Annotated in this window: 11 protein-coding genes; 6 read left to right on the top strand and 5 right to left on the bottom strand. The window is 69.6% G+C overall.

What is annotated here, in order from left to right; genetic code table 11:
• From ACFE6Z_RS07420 to ppk2, 6 genes are all read left to right on the top strand, one after another.
• A complete protein-coding gene (locus ACFE6Z_RS07420) occupies positions 1 to 1,140 on the top strand; it encodes an acyl-CoA dehydrogenase family protein (RefSeq protein WP_375385085.1) in 1,140 nt (379 codons plus the stop codon).
• Between the two features lie 42 nt (positions 1,141 to 1,182).
• Positions 1,183 to 1,986 carry an enoyl-CoA hydratase/isomerase family protein gene (locus tag ACFE6Z_RS07415; protein ID WP_375385084.1) on the top strand — a complete coding sequence of 268 codons (804 nt, stop codon included), beginning with the start codon at positions 1,183 to 1,185 and terminating at the stop codon, positions 1,984 to 1,986.
• A gap of 70 nt (positions 1,987 to 2,056) precedes the next feature.
• Positions 2,057 to 3,865: a glycoside hydrolase family 15 protein gene (locus ACFE6Z_RS07410; RefSeq protein WP_375385083.1), complete on the top strand. Its 1,809-nt coding sequence runs from the start codon at positions 2,057 to 2,059 to the stop codon at positions 3,863 to 3,865.
• A 25-nt stretch (positions 3,866 to 3,890) separates the two neighbouring features.
• Positions 3,891 to 4,691 (top strand): SDR family NAD(P)-dependent oxidoreductase, encoded by an 801-nt coding sequence (locus ACFE6Z_RS07405; RefSeq protein WP_375385082.1) that lies wholly within the window; start codon positions 3,891 to 3,893, stop codon positions 4,689 to 4,691.
• Between the two features lie 350 nt (positions 4,692 to 5,041).
• Positions 5,042 to 6,610 carry a CoA-acylating methylmalonate-semialdehyde dehydrogenase gene (locus ACFE6Z_RS07400; RefSeq protein WP_375385081.1) on the top strand — a complete coding sequence of 523 codons (1,569 nt, stop codon included), beginning with the start codon at positions 5,042 to 5,044 and terminating at the stop codon, positions 6,608 to 6,610.
• 104 nt (positions 6,611 to 6,714) lie between these two features.
• A complete protein-coding gene (ppk2, locus tag ACFE6Z_RS07395; RefSeq protein WP_375385080.1) occupies positions 6,715 to 7,620 on the top strand; it encodes a polyphosphate kinase 2 in 906 nt (301 codons plus the stop codon).
• A gap of 70 nt (positions 7,621 to 7,690) precedes the next feature.
• Here the strand turns inward: ppk2 and coaA are convergent, their stop codons facing one another.
• Genes coaA through ACFE6Z_RS07370 form a run of 5 tightly spaced genes read right to left on the bottom strand, consistent with a single transcriptional unit; the run spans position 7,691 to position 15,081 of the window.
• Entirely contained in the window at positions 7,691 to 8,641 is a 951-nt protein-coding gene (gene coaA / locus ACFE6Z_RS07390; protein ID WP_375385079.1) for a type I pantothenate kinase, read from the bottom strand.
• 22 nt (positions 8,642 to 8,663) lie between these two features.
• A complete protein-coding gene (gene coaBC / locus ACFE6Z_RS07385; RefSeq protein ID WP_375385078.1) occupies positions 8,664 to 9,929 on the bottom strand; it encodes a bifunctional phosphopantothenoylcysteine decarboxylase/phosphopantothenate--cysteine ligase CoaBC in 1,266 nt (421 codons plus the stop codon).
• On the bottom strand, positions 9,926 to 11,056 hold the full coding sequence (locus ACFE6Z_RS07380; RefSeq protein WP_375385077.1) for a P1 family peptidase: 1,131 nt from the start codon (positions 11,054 to 11,056) through the stop codon (positions 9,926 to 9,928). Before ACFE6Z_RS07380 ends, coaBC begins: the two co-directional genes overlap by 4 nt.
• 33 nt (positions 11,057 to 11,089) lie before the next feature.
• The gene (locus tag ACFE6Z_RS07375; protein ID WP_375385076.1) at positions 11,090 to 12,982 is read right to left on the bottom strand and encodes an alpha-amylase family protein; all 1,893 of its coding nucleotides are present in this window, start codon (positions 12,980 to 12,982) and stop codon (positions 11,090 to 11,092) included.
• Positions 12,979 to 15,081: a prolyl oligopeptidase family protein gene (locus tag ACFE6Z_RS07370; protein WP_375385075.1), complete on the bottom strand. Its 2,103-nt coding sequence runs from the start codon at positions 15,079 to 15,081 to the stop codon at positions 12,979 to 12,981. The genes ACFE6Z_RS07375 and ACFE6Z_RS07370 overlap by 4 nt, the downstream gene beginning before the upstream one ends.
• Positions 15,082 to 15,268: the final 187 nt, after the last annotated feature.

Here is a 15,268-nt window from a genome sequence, read left to right as displayed (position 1 = left end):
ATGACCGTGGATCGCATCTTTCCGACTCCGCAGACCGCCGACTTCATCGACGCGGTCGAAGACTTCGCCACGCGCACGATGGACCCCGTCGTCGATCAGTACGAGCGGGAGTCCCGCTATCCCGACGGCCTCTTCCAGAAGCTCGGCGAGATCGGGCTGCTGTCGTTGCCGTTCGCCGAGGACGTCGGCGGGATGGGTCAGCCCTACGAGTCCTACCTGCAGGTGCTCGAACAGATCGCCCAGCACTGGTCGAGCGTGGCTACGGCGGTGAGCGTGCATACCATGGCGACCTCGGCCGTCGTGAAGCACGGAACCGCCGAGCAGCAGGAGCGGTTCCTCCCGCGGATGCTCGACGGGAGCGCAATCGGCGGGTACAGCCTCTCCGAGCCGCACGCAGGCTCGGATGTCGCCGCTCTGCAGTGCCGCGCCCAACCCCAGGACGGCGGCTACCGGATCTCGGGAGAGAAGTCCTGGATCACGCACGGCGGGAAGGCCGACCTCTACATCCTGTTCGCGCGCACCGGGCACGGATCGCGGGGGGTGTCGGCTTTCATCGCTCCCGGCGAAACAGAGGGCCTCAGTTTCAGCCCGTCGCTCGACAAGATGGGCCTCAGCGCTGTGCCGACAGCATCCGCGTACTGGGATGATGCGCTCATCGACGCCGATCGGCTCCTGGGTCACGAGGGCGGCGGGCTCTCCATCGCCCTCGGAGCGCTCGATTCCGGACGCCTGGGAATCGCGGCCATCGCCACCGGACTCGCCCAGGCCGCGCTCGATCTCGCCGTTCGCTACGCGAAGGAGCGCGAAGCCTTCGGGCGGGCGATCCTCGATCACCAGGGGATCGCCTTCATGCTCGCCGATATGGCTGCGGCAGTGGATGGCGCCCGAGCCATGTACACGGATGCTGCCAGACGCCGTGACCTCGGACTGCCCTTCACGCGGCAGGCGAGCGTGGCGAAACTGGTCGCGACCGACGCCGCGATGAAAGTCACGACCGACGCCGTGCAGGTGCTCGGCGGTGCGGGGTACACCCGCGACTACCCGGCCGAGCGCTACATGCGCGAAGCCAAAGTCATGCAGATCTTCGAGGGCACCAACCAGATTCAGCGTCTGGTCATCGCACGTCAGCTGGCCTCGTGAGATCCCATGGCTCGACCGGGCCCGGACCGGAAGCAGGCACGCATGACTGACGCGGTGCTCGTCACGGAGGTCGATCGGGTGGTGACCGTCACCCTGAATCGACCGTATGCCGGCAACGCCCTCGACCTGGACACCGCACGGCAGCTCGCCGACGTGCTCGAGGCGGTGTCGTGGGACGCCGCGATCGCTGTCGTGCTGCGCGGCGCTGGTCGCGCTTTCAGCGTGGGCGGCGATCTTCGCGAGATGGCGGCATCCGCTGACCGGGGCGCGCACCTTCTGAAGCTGGCCGGTCACGCCCATCGCGCGGTGCGGGCCCTCGCCTCCGCACCGGTCCCCGTCATCGCTGTCGTCGATGGTGCGGCGGCCGGCGCGGGGTTCGCGTTCGTGCTCGGCGCGGATCTGGTGATCGCGAGCGGGCGAAGCCGCTTCGTCCTCGCGTATCAGGCGGTCGGACTCACGCCGGATTGCGGTGCTTCATGGTTCCTCCCTCGCACGGTGGGCCGACGGCGCGCCTACGAGATCGCGTTCACCAATCCGGTGATCGGCGGCGAGCAAGCGCGCCAAGACGGAATCGTCACCCGGCTGGTCGATCCGGAGCAGCTCGAGAGCGAACTGGCACGCGTGCTTGACGACATCCGCCGCTCCAGCCGGCCGGCATTGGAGGGCGTGAAAGCGCTGCTGCTCACCGACGAGCAGCGCGTCAGCCTCTTCGCGCATCTCGATGCCGAGGCCGCGTCCATCGCACGTTTCGCGCAGGGCGATGACGCGGCAGAGCGGATCGCCGCCTTCCTCGAGCCGTCGGGCGGCTCGCGGTCATCGGCGAGCGATCGATCGGCTGGGAGCTAGATGTAGAGGCCGCCCCGGGGGCGGCGCAACCCCCCACGTCAATCCGCCGCCGCCACATAGCGTGGGGCGCATGGAGAGCGGACGGGATGCTTCGCCCCGGCCCCACCCCGAGGGTGCGGACCTGCGCAGCTATGCCGTGATCGGCGACGGCCGCACGGTGGCGTTGATCGGCACCCGCGGACAGGTCGATTGGATGCCGATCCCCGACCTCGGCTCACCGCCGGTTTTCGCCCGGCTCCTGGACGACCAGACCGGCGGGTGCATCGAACTCGAGCCGGTCGGCGAGTACTCGGTGCGGCGCCGCTACCTGCCCGGCACGAACGTGCTGCGGACGACGTTCACCACGTCGGACGGCAAGGCGAGCGTCACCGATGCGCTCGTCACGGGCGTCGCGGGGCGACTGCCGTGGGCGGAGCTCGCGCGGCGCATCGACGGCATCAGCGGAACGATGCGATTCCGCTGGCGGGTCCGCCCGGGCACCGCCCTGGGCACCGCGTCCCCCTGGATGGAAGAGACCACGCGCGGACCCATCATCCGCTCGGGCCGCACCACGATCGCCACGGTCGGCAGTGATCACGGGCCCCGGCGGCGCGCGTACGCGCAGGATGCTGCGCCCGAGCTGTCCGGATCGTTCACGACCAGCGCCGGGTCACGCCACCTCGTCGTGATCGTCGCGACGCACGATGAGCCGCTTCACCTGCCCGACCCGGCGATCGTCGATCAGGGCATCGACCGCACCATCGCGAGCTGGCGCCGGTGGTCACGGGAGTTCTCGTACGACGGACCGTGGCGACCGCACGTGCAGCGCAGCGCACTGGCCCTCAAGCTCCTGATCTTCAGCCCGAGCGGTGCGATCGCGGCGGCCGGCACCACCTCGCTTCCCGAGAGCCCGCGCGGGGGCAAGAACTGGGACTACCGCTTCGCCTGGGTGCGTGATCTGGCCTACACCGCGACGGCGCTGGTGCGCTTCGGCCTGCGCGAGGAGACGCACGCCGCGCTGTCGTGGCTGCTGCGCACCGTTCGCGACAACGGCCCCGCGCTGCACATCTTCTATGGGCTCGACGGGGGTGTTCCCGAGGGCGTCGAAGAGCACGACGTGGCGGGCTGGCGAGGCATCGGGCCCGTCGTGACCGGCAATCCCGCGCAAGGTCAGCTGCAGCTCGGGGTCTTCGGCGACCTGTTCGCGATCTGCCGCACCTACGTCGACGCCGGCAACGTGCTCGACATCGAGACGGGACGGATGCTGGCCGAGATCGCCGACCGGACGTGCGACCTCTGGCGCAACCGCGACGCCGGCATGTGGGAGCTCCCGGAGCTGGAGCACTACACCTCGTCGAAGATGGGATGCTGGCAGGCTCTCGGCGACGCGATCCATCTGGCCGAGGTCGGCCAGGTCGCGGGAAGCTCGGACCGCTGGCGGGTGGAGCGCGACCGGATCGAGGCGTGGATCCACGAGAACTGCTGGTCGGACGAGGCGAACTCCTACGTGATGCATCCGGAATCGGATGACCTCGACGCCTCGGTGCTGCTGCACGCGATCAGCGGGTTCGATCGCGGACCGCGCATGTCGGCGACGATCGATGCCATCTCGGCGCGGCTGGGCGTGGGCCCGCACCTGTACCGCTACTCGGGCGTGCAGCAGGAGGAGTCGGCGTTCGTCGCCTGCGGGTTCTGGCGCGCGACGGCGCTCGCCTGCGTGGGCCGCCACGACGAGGCCGTCGAGCTGATGGACGCGCTCGTCTCCGAGGCCAACGACGTCGGACTCTTCGCGGAGATGATCGACCCTGAGGACGGATCGTTCTGGGGCAACCTGCCGCAGGCTCTCAGCCATCTCGCCCTGATCACCGCGGCGATCACGATCGACGAACTCACCGACTGAGCATCCACAAGAAAGGACCACTCCCATGGACCTGGGCATCGCACACCGCACCGCACTTATCACCGGCGCCGATTCGGGCATCGGGTGGCACACGGCACGGCTGCTTCTGGAAGAGGGCGCCACCGTGGTGATCTCCGACCAGGATCAGGAGAAGCTCGACGCCGCCGCAGCGCGGCTGGAGCCCAAGCGCGGCAGGCTCCACGCCTTCGCCGCCGACATCACCAGCCTCGACTCGCTCGAGGCGCTGCACTCCTCTGTGCAGGACGCGGTCGGCGACATCGACATCCTCGTTCAGGGGGCCGGGGTGACCGGAGCCCAAGGGCTCTTCCACGAGATCAGCGACGAGGGATGGGTCAAGACCGTCGATGTCGATCTGCTCGGTCCGGTCCGCCTCGTGCGGCAGTTCCTGCCGTCCCTCCGCAAGGGCGGATGGGGCCGCCTCGTGTTCGTCGCCTCGGAGGATGCCGTTCAGCCGTACGACGATGAGCTTCCGTACTGCGCCGCGAAAGCCGGCATCCTCGCCCTTTCGAAGGGATTGTCGCGGTCGTACGCATCTGAGGGGCTGCTCGTGAACGCGGTGTCGCCCGCCTTCATCCACACCCCGATGACCGACGCGATGATGCAGAAGCGTGCCGGCGAGCTCGGCGTCTCGACCAAGGACGCGATCGCCTCGTTCCTCACCGAGGAGCGGCCCTATATGGAGCTCGGGCGTCGCGGCGAGCCGGAGGAGGTCGCCGCCGTCATCGCGTTCCTCTGCTCCGACCGGGCCTCGTTCGTCAACGGATCGAACTATCGCGTCGATTCCGGGTCGGTCGCGACGGTGTGATCAGCGCCCTCTGCGGTGATCGAGTAGCGAGCTTGCGAGCCCCCACGCGGTGATCGAGTAGCGAGCTTGCGAGCCCCCTGCGGTGATCGAGTAGCGAGCTTGCGAGCGTATCGAGATCCCCCGGACCGACGTACTACGCAGGCACTGATCTCGATACGGCGCTGGCGCGCCTACTCGATCTCCGCGGGGGTACGGCGCTGGCGCGCCTACTCGATCTCCGCGGGGGTACGGCGCTGGCGCGCCTACTCGATCTCCGCGGGGGACGAGCGCCAGCGAGCGTATCGAGAGCGCACATGCCGGAGAGGTAGCCTCGTTCGCGTGCACCTCTCGATGACTGAAGGAGCCCGATCATGAGCACTGCCGAGACCACCGCCCCCCTCCCGACCCGATCCAGCCCCGCCCGGCTGATCTCGCACTGGATCGACGGTGCTGAGCGACCGTCGTCCAGCGGCCGCAGCGCCCCGGTGTTCAACCCGGCCACGGGTGCCGTGCAGGCTCGGGTGGGGTTCGCCGATCAGGCCGAGATCGATGAGGCGATCGCGTCGGCGGAGCGCGGCTTCGTGGTGTGGTCGGGGTATTCGATCGCCAAGCGGCAGGCGGTGTTGTTCGCGTTCCGCGAGCTGCTGAATGCCCGCAAGCTGGAGCTCGCGAAGATCATCACCGCCGAGCACGGCAAGGTGGTGTCGGATGCGATGGGCGAGGTGCTCCGCGGCCAGGAGGTCGTGGAGCTGGCGACCGGGTTCCCGCATCTGATCAAGGGCGGGTTCAGTGAGAACGCGTCGGCCGGCATCGACGTGTATTCGCTCAAGCAGCCGTTGGGTGTGGTGGGGATCATCTCGCCGTTCAACTTCCCGGCGATGGTGCCGATGTGGTTCTTCTCCGTCGCGATCGCGGCAGGCAACGCTGTGGTGCTCAAGCCGAGCGAGAAAGACCCATCCGCGTCGCTGTGGATGGCCGCGCTGTGGAAGGAAGCCGGTCTGCCGGATGGTGTGTTCACGGTGCTGCAGGGCGACAAGCTCGCCGTCGACGGTCTGCTCACCTCCCCGGTGGTGCAGTCGATCAGCTTTGTGGGGTCGACGCCGATCGCGCAGTACATCTACGAGACGGCATCCCGTCATGGCAAGCGGGTGCAGGCCCTGGGCGGCGCGAAGAACCACATGCTGGTGCTGCCCGACGCCGACCTGGATCTGGTCGCCGACCAGGCGGTGAACGCCGGATTCGGTGCGGCGGGTGAGCGGTGCATGGCGATCTCGGTGGTTCTGGCCGTGGAGCCGGTCGCCGACGCGCTGATCGAGAAGATCACCGAACGCATCGGCCGGCTCACGATCGGCGACGGTGCCGGGGTGGACGGCGTGGAGCCGGACATGGGGCCGCTGATCACCGACGTCCACCGCGACAAGGTCGCCTCGTATGTGGATATCGCGGAGGCGGACGGCGCGAAGATCGTGGTCGATGGTCGCGGCCTGACGGTGGAGGGACTTCAGGACGGGTTCTTCTTCGGCCCGACGCTGATCGATGAGATCCCGACCACGTCGCGGGCGTACCTGGAGGAGATCTTCGGACCGGTCCTCTCGGTCGTCCGGGTGGAGTCGTACGACGAGGGGGTGGAGCTGATCAACTCGGGGCAGTTCGGCAACGGGACCGCGATCTTCACCAACGACGGGGGTGCTGCCCGCCGATTCCAGAACGAGGTGCAGGTCGGCATGATCGGCATCAACGTGCCGATCCCCGTCCCGGTCGCGTACCACTCGTTCGGCGGGTGGAAGAAGTCGCTGTTCGGCGACGCCAAAGCGTACGGCGTCCACGGGTTCGACTTCTTCACCCGCGAGAAGGCCGTCACCGCCCGCTGGCTCGACCCCGCCACCCGCCACCACACCGAACACACCGGCATCAACCTCGGCTTCCCGCAGAACAGCTGAGTGCTCGCACGAGGCCGTCGACGCGAGTACATCGGGCGGTCACTCGGAACCGGGATAATGCGCGCGGGACGGCCGCTGGGGCGGTCCGCGGAAAGGCGAGTGATATGGACGATCAGCGCGGCGACGGATTGCGCGACTACATCGAGCAGCTGCGTCAGGATGGCTACTCCGTGCGCGACGGCCATACCCCCGACCCGGATCTGATCGACCCCCACGGCAACCCGGTCTACACGTGGCAGGAGGGCTACCCGTATGACGATCGCATGGAGCGCGACGCCTACGAATACGACAAGTACCTGCTGCAGGTCGAGCTGCTGAAGTTCCAGTACTGGCTCGAAGACAACGGCAAGCGCGCGATCATCCTGTTCGAAGGACGGGATGCCGCGGGCAAGGGCGGCACGATCAAGCGGTTCACCGAGCACCTCAATCCCCGCACCTCCCGTGTCGTCGCACTGACCAAGCCCACCGAGCGTGAGCAGGGCCAGTGGTACTTCCAGCGATACGTCGAGCACCTGCCGACCGCCGGTGAGATCGTGATGTTCGACCGATCCTGGTACAACCGGGCGGGCGTCGAGCGGGTGATGGGGTTCTGCAGCGACGAGCAGTACGAAGACTTCATGAACCAGGCCCCGCAGTTCGAGAAGATGCTCGTGGATTCCGGCATCCACGTGACCAAGCTGTGGTTCTCGGTCTCGCGCACCGAGCAGCGCACGCGGTTCGCGATCCGCCAGCTCGATCCCGTGCGCCGGTGGAAGCTGTCGCCGATGGACCTCGCCTCGCTCGACCGGTGGGAGGACTACACCCAGGCCAAGGAGGAGATGTTCCGGCGCACCGACAAGAAGCACGCGCCGTGGACGATCATCCGCTCCAACGACAAGAAGCGCGCGCGCCTGAACGCGATGCGGTTCTTCCTGGGGCAGTTCGAATACGAGGGCCGCAACGACGAGGTCGTCGGCAAGCCCGATCCGCTGCTGGTGATGCGCGGCAAGCAGGAGACGGCCGACGAGTAGCCGTCAGGCGTTGTCGCACCGAGAGAGGAGAACGCTCAGATACAGGATGCTGTGGGCTCCAGCATCCTGGCTACAGCTTGCGCAGAAGCACACTTTCGACCTTGTGATCGGCGCCCTTGGTCAGGACGAGGGTGGCGCGATGCCTGGTCGGCAAGACGTTCTCGAGGAGGTTCGGCAGGTTGATGCCGTTCCAGAAGCCCAGGGCGGTCTGGATGGCCTCTCCGTCAGAGAGCGCGGCGTACTTGTTGAAGTAGGAGGCGGGGCTGGCGAATGCGCCGTTCCTCAGCGCCATGAATCGGTCGACGTACCACTGTGCGATCTCGTCCTGCTCGGCATCCACGTAGATCGAGAAGTCGAAGAGCTCGGCGATCGACGAGTCGTGCGACCCGGGCGGCGGCTGCAGCACGTTGAGGCCCTCGACGATCACGACGTCGGGCTTTCGGATCGTGAGGTGCGCGTCGGGCACGATGTCGTACCGCAGGTGCGAGTAGATGGGGGCTTGCACCTCAGGCGCACCGCTCTTGACGAGCGTGAGGAATTCCAGCAGCGCACGCCGGTCGTACGACTCGGGGAAGCCCTTGCGCGTCATGAGGCCGCGGCGGTCGAGCTCGGCGTTCGGATAGAGGAATCCGTCGGTCGTGACCAGATCGACCCGGGGCGTGTCCGACCAGCGGCTGAGTAGCTCGCGCAGCAGTCGAGCGATCGTCGACTTGCCGACGGCGACCGAGCCGGCGATGCCGATGACGAAGGGCGTCGTGGTGTCGGGTTCACCGAGGAAGCTGCTGGTCGAGGCGCCCAGCGCCTTCGCCGCGCTCGCATACAGGCTGAGCAGCCGGCTGAGCGGCAGATAGACCTCGCGCACCTCGTCCATGTCGAGGCGATCGCCGAGCCCTCTGATCTGCACGAGTTCGGTGGCGGTCAGCGGCTGCGGCATCTCGGGCGCCAGTGCCGCCCATTCCGACCGCACGATCCGGCGATACGGCGTGAGTGCGGCCGAGACCGGCTCGGCGCTGCTCGTCATGGCGCCATGGTCATCGGGCATGTCAGCCCTGCCGGTCGGCGATCACGTCGAGCACGAGGTCGAGCACAGCATCCGCGACCTCGCGCTTGCTGCCCGACACCTCGGCGATCACTTCGCCCGACGAGGCGAGCACGACCGCGTCGTTTCCGTCGGTGCCGAACCCTCGCCCTCCGCCGACCGGGTTGGCCACGAGCAGGTCGGCCGGTTTGCGCGAGATCTTCTCCCTGGCCAGCGCGATGAGCTCGGCGCGGTCTTCGGCGGTCTCGGCGGCGAATCCGACGACGACCCTGCCGGCGACCGGATGCGCGACCAGTTCGCCCAGCACGTCGCGCGTCCGCAACAGCACCAGCTCGAGCCGCCCGCCCTGGCCGGTCTTCTTGATCTTGCGATCGGCGGTGACCTCGGGGGTGAAGTCGGCGACCGCCGCGGCCATGATGACAACGGATGCTGTTTCCGCACGCTCTTCGACGGCAGCGGCGAGCTCTGCCGCCGTCGACACCCGCACGATCTCGACGGTGTCGAGCCCGGCGCCCGCCAGGGCTGCCGCCGGGCCCTCGTCGAGGTGCGCGGCGATGACGGTGACATCGGCGCCGCGGGCGGCGGCGGCCAGCGCGAACGCGACGCCCTGCTTGCCGCTCGAGTGATTCGCGACGTATCGGACGGGGTCGATCGGCTCCCGCGTGCCGCCGGCCGTGATCAGCACGCGGAGGCCGGCGAGGTCGTGTGCCGTAGCCTCGGTCGCCGCCACTACAGCGGCGACGATCGCGCCGGGTTCGCTCACTCGACCCGGTCCCACGTCGGGGCCGGTGAGCCGGCCCGTCTCGGGGCCGACGATCGTGACGCCCCGCGCCCGCAGTGTCTGGATGTTCGCGACGGTGGCGGGATGCTGCCACATCTCGGTGTGCATCGCCGGGGCGATCACGAGCGGAGCGCGGCTCGCGAGCACGGTGGTGCCCAGGAGATCGTCGGCGATCCCGGCGGCGAGCTTGGCGATCGTGTTCGCGGTGGCCGGCGCGATCACGATCACGTCGGCCTGCTGGCCGAGGGCGACATGTCGGACCGACGAGACGTCGTCGAAGATCGACGTGTTGAGCGGGTTGCGGCTGATCGCCTCCCACGTCGGCGCGCCCACGAACCTCAGCGCCGCATCGGTGGCGATGACGTGGACCGAGTGGCCCGCGAGCACGAGGTCGCGCACGACCTGGATGGTCTTGTAGGCGGCGATGCCACCGGTGACGCCTACGACGACGTTCAGGGTGCGGCCGGTGCCCGGCTGTTCGGTGCTCATGTGTACATCGTCCGGTAAGACGGCACTGTCCCGGCTGGGGTGGTGACCGGCTCGACCGCGAGCACCGCGTGGACGATCGCGCGTGCCATGACGTCGGCGCCCGCTGCCAGCACCTGATTGACCTGGTCGCTGGGGTGCAACGACTCGATCGGTCCCTCGCCGGGCGGCCACGCACCCGTGCCGGTCGAGACGGCGAAGGCGACATCGCCGTCGGAGAGCGTATGGATGGGGCGGATGGCTCTCGCCATCCCGTCGTGGGCGCACCCGGCGAGCCGAAGCAGCTCGCCGCGGCTGAGCGGGATGTCGGTCGCGACGACGGCGAGGGTCGTGTTCAGGGGACGCATCGGGAGCCGCCCGCCGGCGAGTTCGGCCAGCGCCGCCAGGGTGCGCTGCCGCGTCGCGTCATCGGGAGCGGTGAGCCCGAACTCGGGCGTCCCGTCGTCGTGGGCGAGCTCGAAGAGTTCACCCCATGGCAGCCCGGTGCGCTGGTTGACCGTGCTGCCGGCGGAGTTGACCACGACCAGCGCGCCGACGACCCCGCCGCCCGGGAGCACGACGCTCGCCGTGCCGACGCCGCCGCGGATCTCGCCGGCGACCGCTCCGGTGCCCGCGCCGACGGATCCCTGCGCGGCCGGCGCGCGGTCGTCGCTCGCGATGGCTGCCTCGAGCGCCTCGCGGGCCAGCGCCGCATCGGGCCGTGCGAAGAAGTCACCGCCGCGGCCGAGGTCGAAGAGCGTCGATGACGGCACGACCGGCACGACGTGCGTGGGCTCGGGGCCGACCTGGAAGCCCACTCCGCGCTCGGCGAGCCCCGCCATCACGCCGCCCGCAGCATCCAATCCGTAGGCGCTGCCCCCGCCGAGGTACACCGCGTGGATGCGCTGCACCACTCCGGTCGGGTCGAGAGCGGCGATCTCGCGCGTCGCCGTGCCGCCGCCGCGCGCGTCGACCGCCGCGGTCACCCCGGCCTCGCCGCCGTAGACGACCGTCGAGCCGGAGAGCCAGCCGTCGCCCACGCGCTGCGCGTGGCCGACGCGGATGCCCGCGACATCGGTGATGGCGTTGCGCGGACCGATGCGCAATCGGCCTGTGCCGCCGAGGCGCCAGTCGAGGTCGGTCAGATCCACGCTCTCACCCTAGACCGCGCCCGCGGGGCCCGGTCAGCGCGGGGTGACGCGCAGCCAGGCGAAGCCGTGCGGGGCGAGCGTGACGCCGTGCGACAGGTCGACCTCGAGCGAGGTGACGATGTCGACAGCACCGGGCGCGAAGCCCGAGAGGGTCATCGGCTCGATCAGGGCAACGTCGTCGCCGACGTTCGCAAGCACCAGCACCGCGCCGGCCTGGCCCGGCCGCTGGAATCCGAGCACGGTCGGGTGATGGGCGTCGAAGCCGATCAGCGCGTTGCCGCCGAACTCGGGCGTCGCCTGCCGTGTCTGGATCAGCCGCGACAGGCGCGCGAAGAGGCGACCGGCGGTGGTCGCAGCATCCGTCCGCTCGTCATAGGCGGCGGCGGGGCGCTCGGGGCGATGCACCCAGCGGCTGTCGCCCGCGCGATCGGGGTCTTCTCGGAACGAGTAGTCGTTGAGCTGCCCGACCTCGTCGCCGAGGTACAGCAGCGGAATGCCGCCGGTCGAGAGCGCGATCGCGTGCGCGAGCACGACGCGGTCCTCGCCGCCCGGGTCGCCCGCTTCGATGCCGGCCAGCGACGCGGTTGTCCCCGTGACGCGGGCATCGCCGGTCTTCGGGTTCTCCTGGAACGGCACGCCGCGCGCGAAGCTTCCGGGCACGCGGTTCACGTAGAAGTCGTTGAGGAAGCGGCGGTGCGGATGCGCATGGATGCCGAGCTCGGCCGCATCCTCGTCGGCGAACGTCCAGCCGATGTCATCGTGACTGCGGACGTAGTTGACCCACGCCGTTCCGGCGGGGAGGGAATGCCGCCGCTCGAGCGCCTGCTGCAGAAGCCGCGGATCGCGCGTCGCGAGCGCCTCCCACGTCAGCGCCATCTGCAGGGGGTTGTACGACAGCTCACACTCGTGGGGCGAGATGTAGGCGGCGACCTCGTCGGGGTGCACGATCGCCTCTGACTTGAAGAGCATCGAGGGAGCCGCGAGGCGCAGCACGGCGCTGAACGCCTGCAGCAGCAGGTGCGCCTCCGGCAGTGATTCGGACGGGGTGCCCAGGCGCTTCCAGATGAAGGCGACAGCATCCATCCGCAGGATCTCGACGCCCTGGTTCGCGAGGAACAGCATCTCGCCGGCCATCGCCCGGAAGACCGCGGGGTTGGCGTAGTCGAGGTCCCACTGGAAGCTGTAGAACGTCGCCCAGACCCACCGGCCGTCTTCGAGGGGGACGAACGCACCGGGGTGGTCGTCGGGGAAGATCTCGCGCACCGTCTGCTCGTACGCGTCGGGCATCGTGCGATCGGGGAAGATCAGATAGAAGTCGGCGAAATCGGGGTCGCCGGCGACCGCCCTCCGAGCCCACTCGTGCTCGTTGCTCGTGTGGTTGAAGATGAAGTCGACGACGAGCGAGATGCCGGCCAGCCGCAGGTCGGCGGCGAGCTCGCCGAGCTCTTCCATCGTGCCGAGCGCGGGGTTCACGCGCCGGTAGCTCGAGACCGCATAGCCGCCGTCGGAGTTGCCCTCGGGCGTCTCGAACAGGGGCATGAGGTGCAGATAGGTGAGCCCGAGCTCCTGGAAGTACCCGATCGCTTCGCGCACGCCCGCGAGCCCCCCGGCGTAGCGGTCGACGTAGCAGACCCCGCCCAGCATCCGCTCCGACTGGAACCAGTCGGGGTCGGCCGCGCGCTGCGCGTCTCGGGCGCGCAGCTCGAGGGGTCGACGGGTCCAGGATGCTGCGGCTTCGCCGATCACGGCGGCCAGCTGTTCCAACGCGTCGGGGCGCTCGCCGTACAGTGTGGCGAACAGGGCATGCAGGCGCGGGAACTGCTCGTCCAACCGCTCGAGGAACGATCCGTCGAGGGCGCCCGCCTCCGCCTCGACGGCTGAGCGCACGGCGTCGAAATCGGCTGCGGCATCCGTCAGAGCGGTCATGCCGGCCTCCGCACGAGCACCTCGTGGAGGAAGGCGTAGATCGTGGCGTGCAGGGCCGCCGTGGCGGCGTTGTCGATCGTGCCCGCGTGGCCGCCCTCGACCGGCTCGAGGTAGTGCACCTCGGCGTCGGTGTCGGCGAGGAGCCGCGCCGCCATCTTGCGCGCCTGCACGGGGCCGACGCGATCGTCGCTCGTCGCGGCGTAGATGAGCGACGGCGGGTAGGTCTTCGCGGGATCGATCAGGTGATACGGCGAGAACGTCCGGACGAACTCCCAGTCGGCCGGGTCGTCGGGGTCGCCGTACTCGGCGATCCAGCTCGCCCCCGCCGACAGGCGCGTGTAGCGGCGCATGTCCAGCAGCGGCACGCCGCAGACGATCGCGCCGAAGTGCTCGGGGTACTGGGTGAGCATGTTGCCTACGAGCAGGCCGCCGTTGCTCCGGCCGTGGCAGCCGATTCGGTCGGCGGTGGTCACGCCGCGTGTGACGAGGTCGGCCGCGACGGCGGCGAAGTCCTCAGAGGCGCGGTGGCGATTCTCGCGCAGGGCGGCGAGGTGCCACGCCGGCCCGAACTCCCCGCCGCCGCGGATGTTGGCGACGACGTAGACGCCGCCGGTCTCCAGCCACGCCGGCCCGACGAGCGTCGGATACTCCGGGGTGAGCGCGTGCTCGAAGCCGCCGTACCCGTTCATCAGCACGGGCAGTGGGGCGCGGCGTTCGCGCGGACCCACTTCGAAGTACGGGATGCGGGTGCCGTCCGCCGAGGTCGCCCAGTGCTGCGTCGCGGCAAGGCCGGTGGCCTCGAACGTCGGGCGGGCCTGCGACACGGTGTGGGGGCCTTGGGCCACAGCATCCGTCACGATCAGCGTCGCGGGCGTGAGGAAGCCGCGCACCACGATCCACAGCTCGTCGTCCTCATCGGCATCGGCCGTCGCGACGCCTGCGCTGAGCAGGTCGTCGGGTGAAGCGCCGAGGTCGAGCGCGGTGGCACGCCAGGTGTCGGCGGGATCGAGTGCGAGCATCCGCGACTGCACGTCGTCGAGCAGGGTGAGGACGAGCCGCGTGCGCGTCCACCGCCACGAGTCGAGCACCGTCGTCGCGGTCGGGGTGAAGACGACCTCGAGCGCGGAGCCGTCGCCGTCGGTGACCGTGGCGAGGGGGCCGACCAGGAGCGCGCCGGCGGCGACCTCGCGGCCGGCGACCGTCCACGCGGTGGTGGTGCGGATCGCAACCGAGTCGCCGTGCACCGCCACGAGGGCGTCCTGCGGGGCGGCGATCTTTTTTACGGCGGGCAGCTGCGGGGCCCGGCCGGTCGCAGCATCCCAGACGTACGCCTCGGAGTGGAAGAAGTCGTGTGCGACGTCGACGTTCGCGGTCACCACCCCGTCGGTCCGGTCGACGTGCACGAACACGCCGACATCGCTCGCCTCGGCCTCGATGGCGGTCACGCTGGAGTGCAGCGCCGTGCCGCGCCGCCAGACGCGGGCCGAGCGCGGGTAACCGGAGTCGGTGGTGCCGCCCGCCGAGAGTGCGGTCGCGACGAGCAGCTCGTCGGGGCTGATCCAGGCGGCCGATGACTTCTCGAGGTCGAGCAGGAATGGGTTGTCGGTGACGAAGGCGGCCGAGCCCAGGTCGAATTCGCGCAGCACGGTCGCGTCGCCGCCGTCGGGCGAGAGCTGGAGCAGGACGCGGTCGGTGCCGGCCGGTCCGTGGATCGCGCGCGAGAACGACCACGTCGTGCCCTCGGTGACGCCGAGCGCATCGACGTCGAGCAGCACCTGCCACTCGGGGGTGCCGGCACGGAAAGAGTCGCGGCTCGCCCGACGCCACAGGCCGCGCGGATTCCGAGCATCCCGCCACACGTCGTACAGGAAGTCGCCATGGCGGCTCGGCACGACGAGGCGATCGGGGTCGTCCAGGATGCCGCGCAGCCGCGTCTCAAGCGCGTTGCGCGTGGCCGAGGCGAACGTGGCCTCGGTCTCGGCCGAGCGCTCTGCCGCCCAGGCGAGTGCCTCGTCGGAGCGGACCTCTTCGAGCCATAGGTACGGGTCGGCGGGCTCGTCGGCGATCGTGGGGGTCTCGCTCGTGGTGGCGCGTGTCACGCCGTCAGCCTAGGCGCGCGGGCCCGCACTACGCTGTCGCAACCTCGACGACCCGGGGCTCCTCGCCTACCAGCGCCCCTGACCCGCGCGCTCTACGGCTCGCTGGGCGCGAGGGGCATCGGCCACGCCCTTGGCTCGCCGGTTCAGTTGCCCCGAATGGTCGCATCCGGTGTGCGAAGCGACCATT

The sequence above is a fragment of the uncultured Microbacterium sp. genome (assembly GCF_964244775.1).
Classification (GTDB): Bacteria; Actinomycetota; Actinomycetes; order Actinomycetales; family Microbacteriaceae; genus Microbacterium.
Note: the sequence above shows the minus strand (reverse complement) of the source record. Positions and strands in the feature narration are given on the sequence as shown.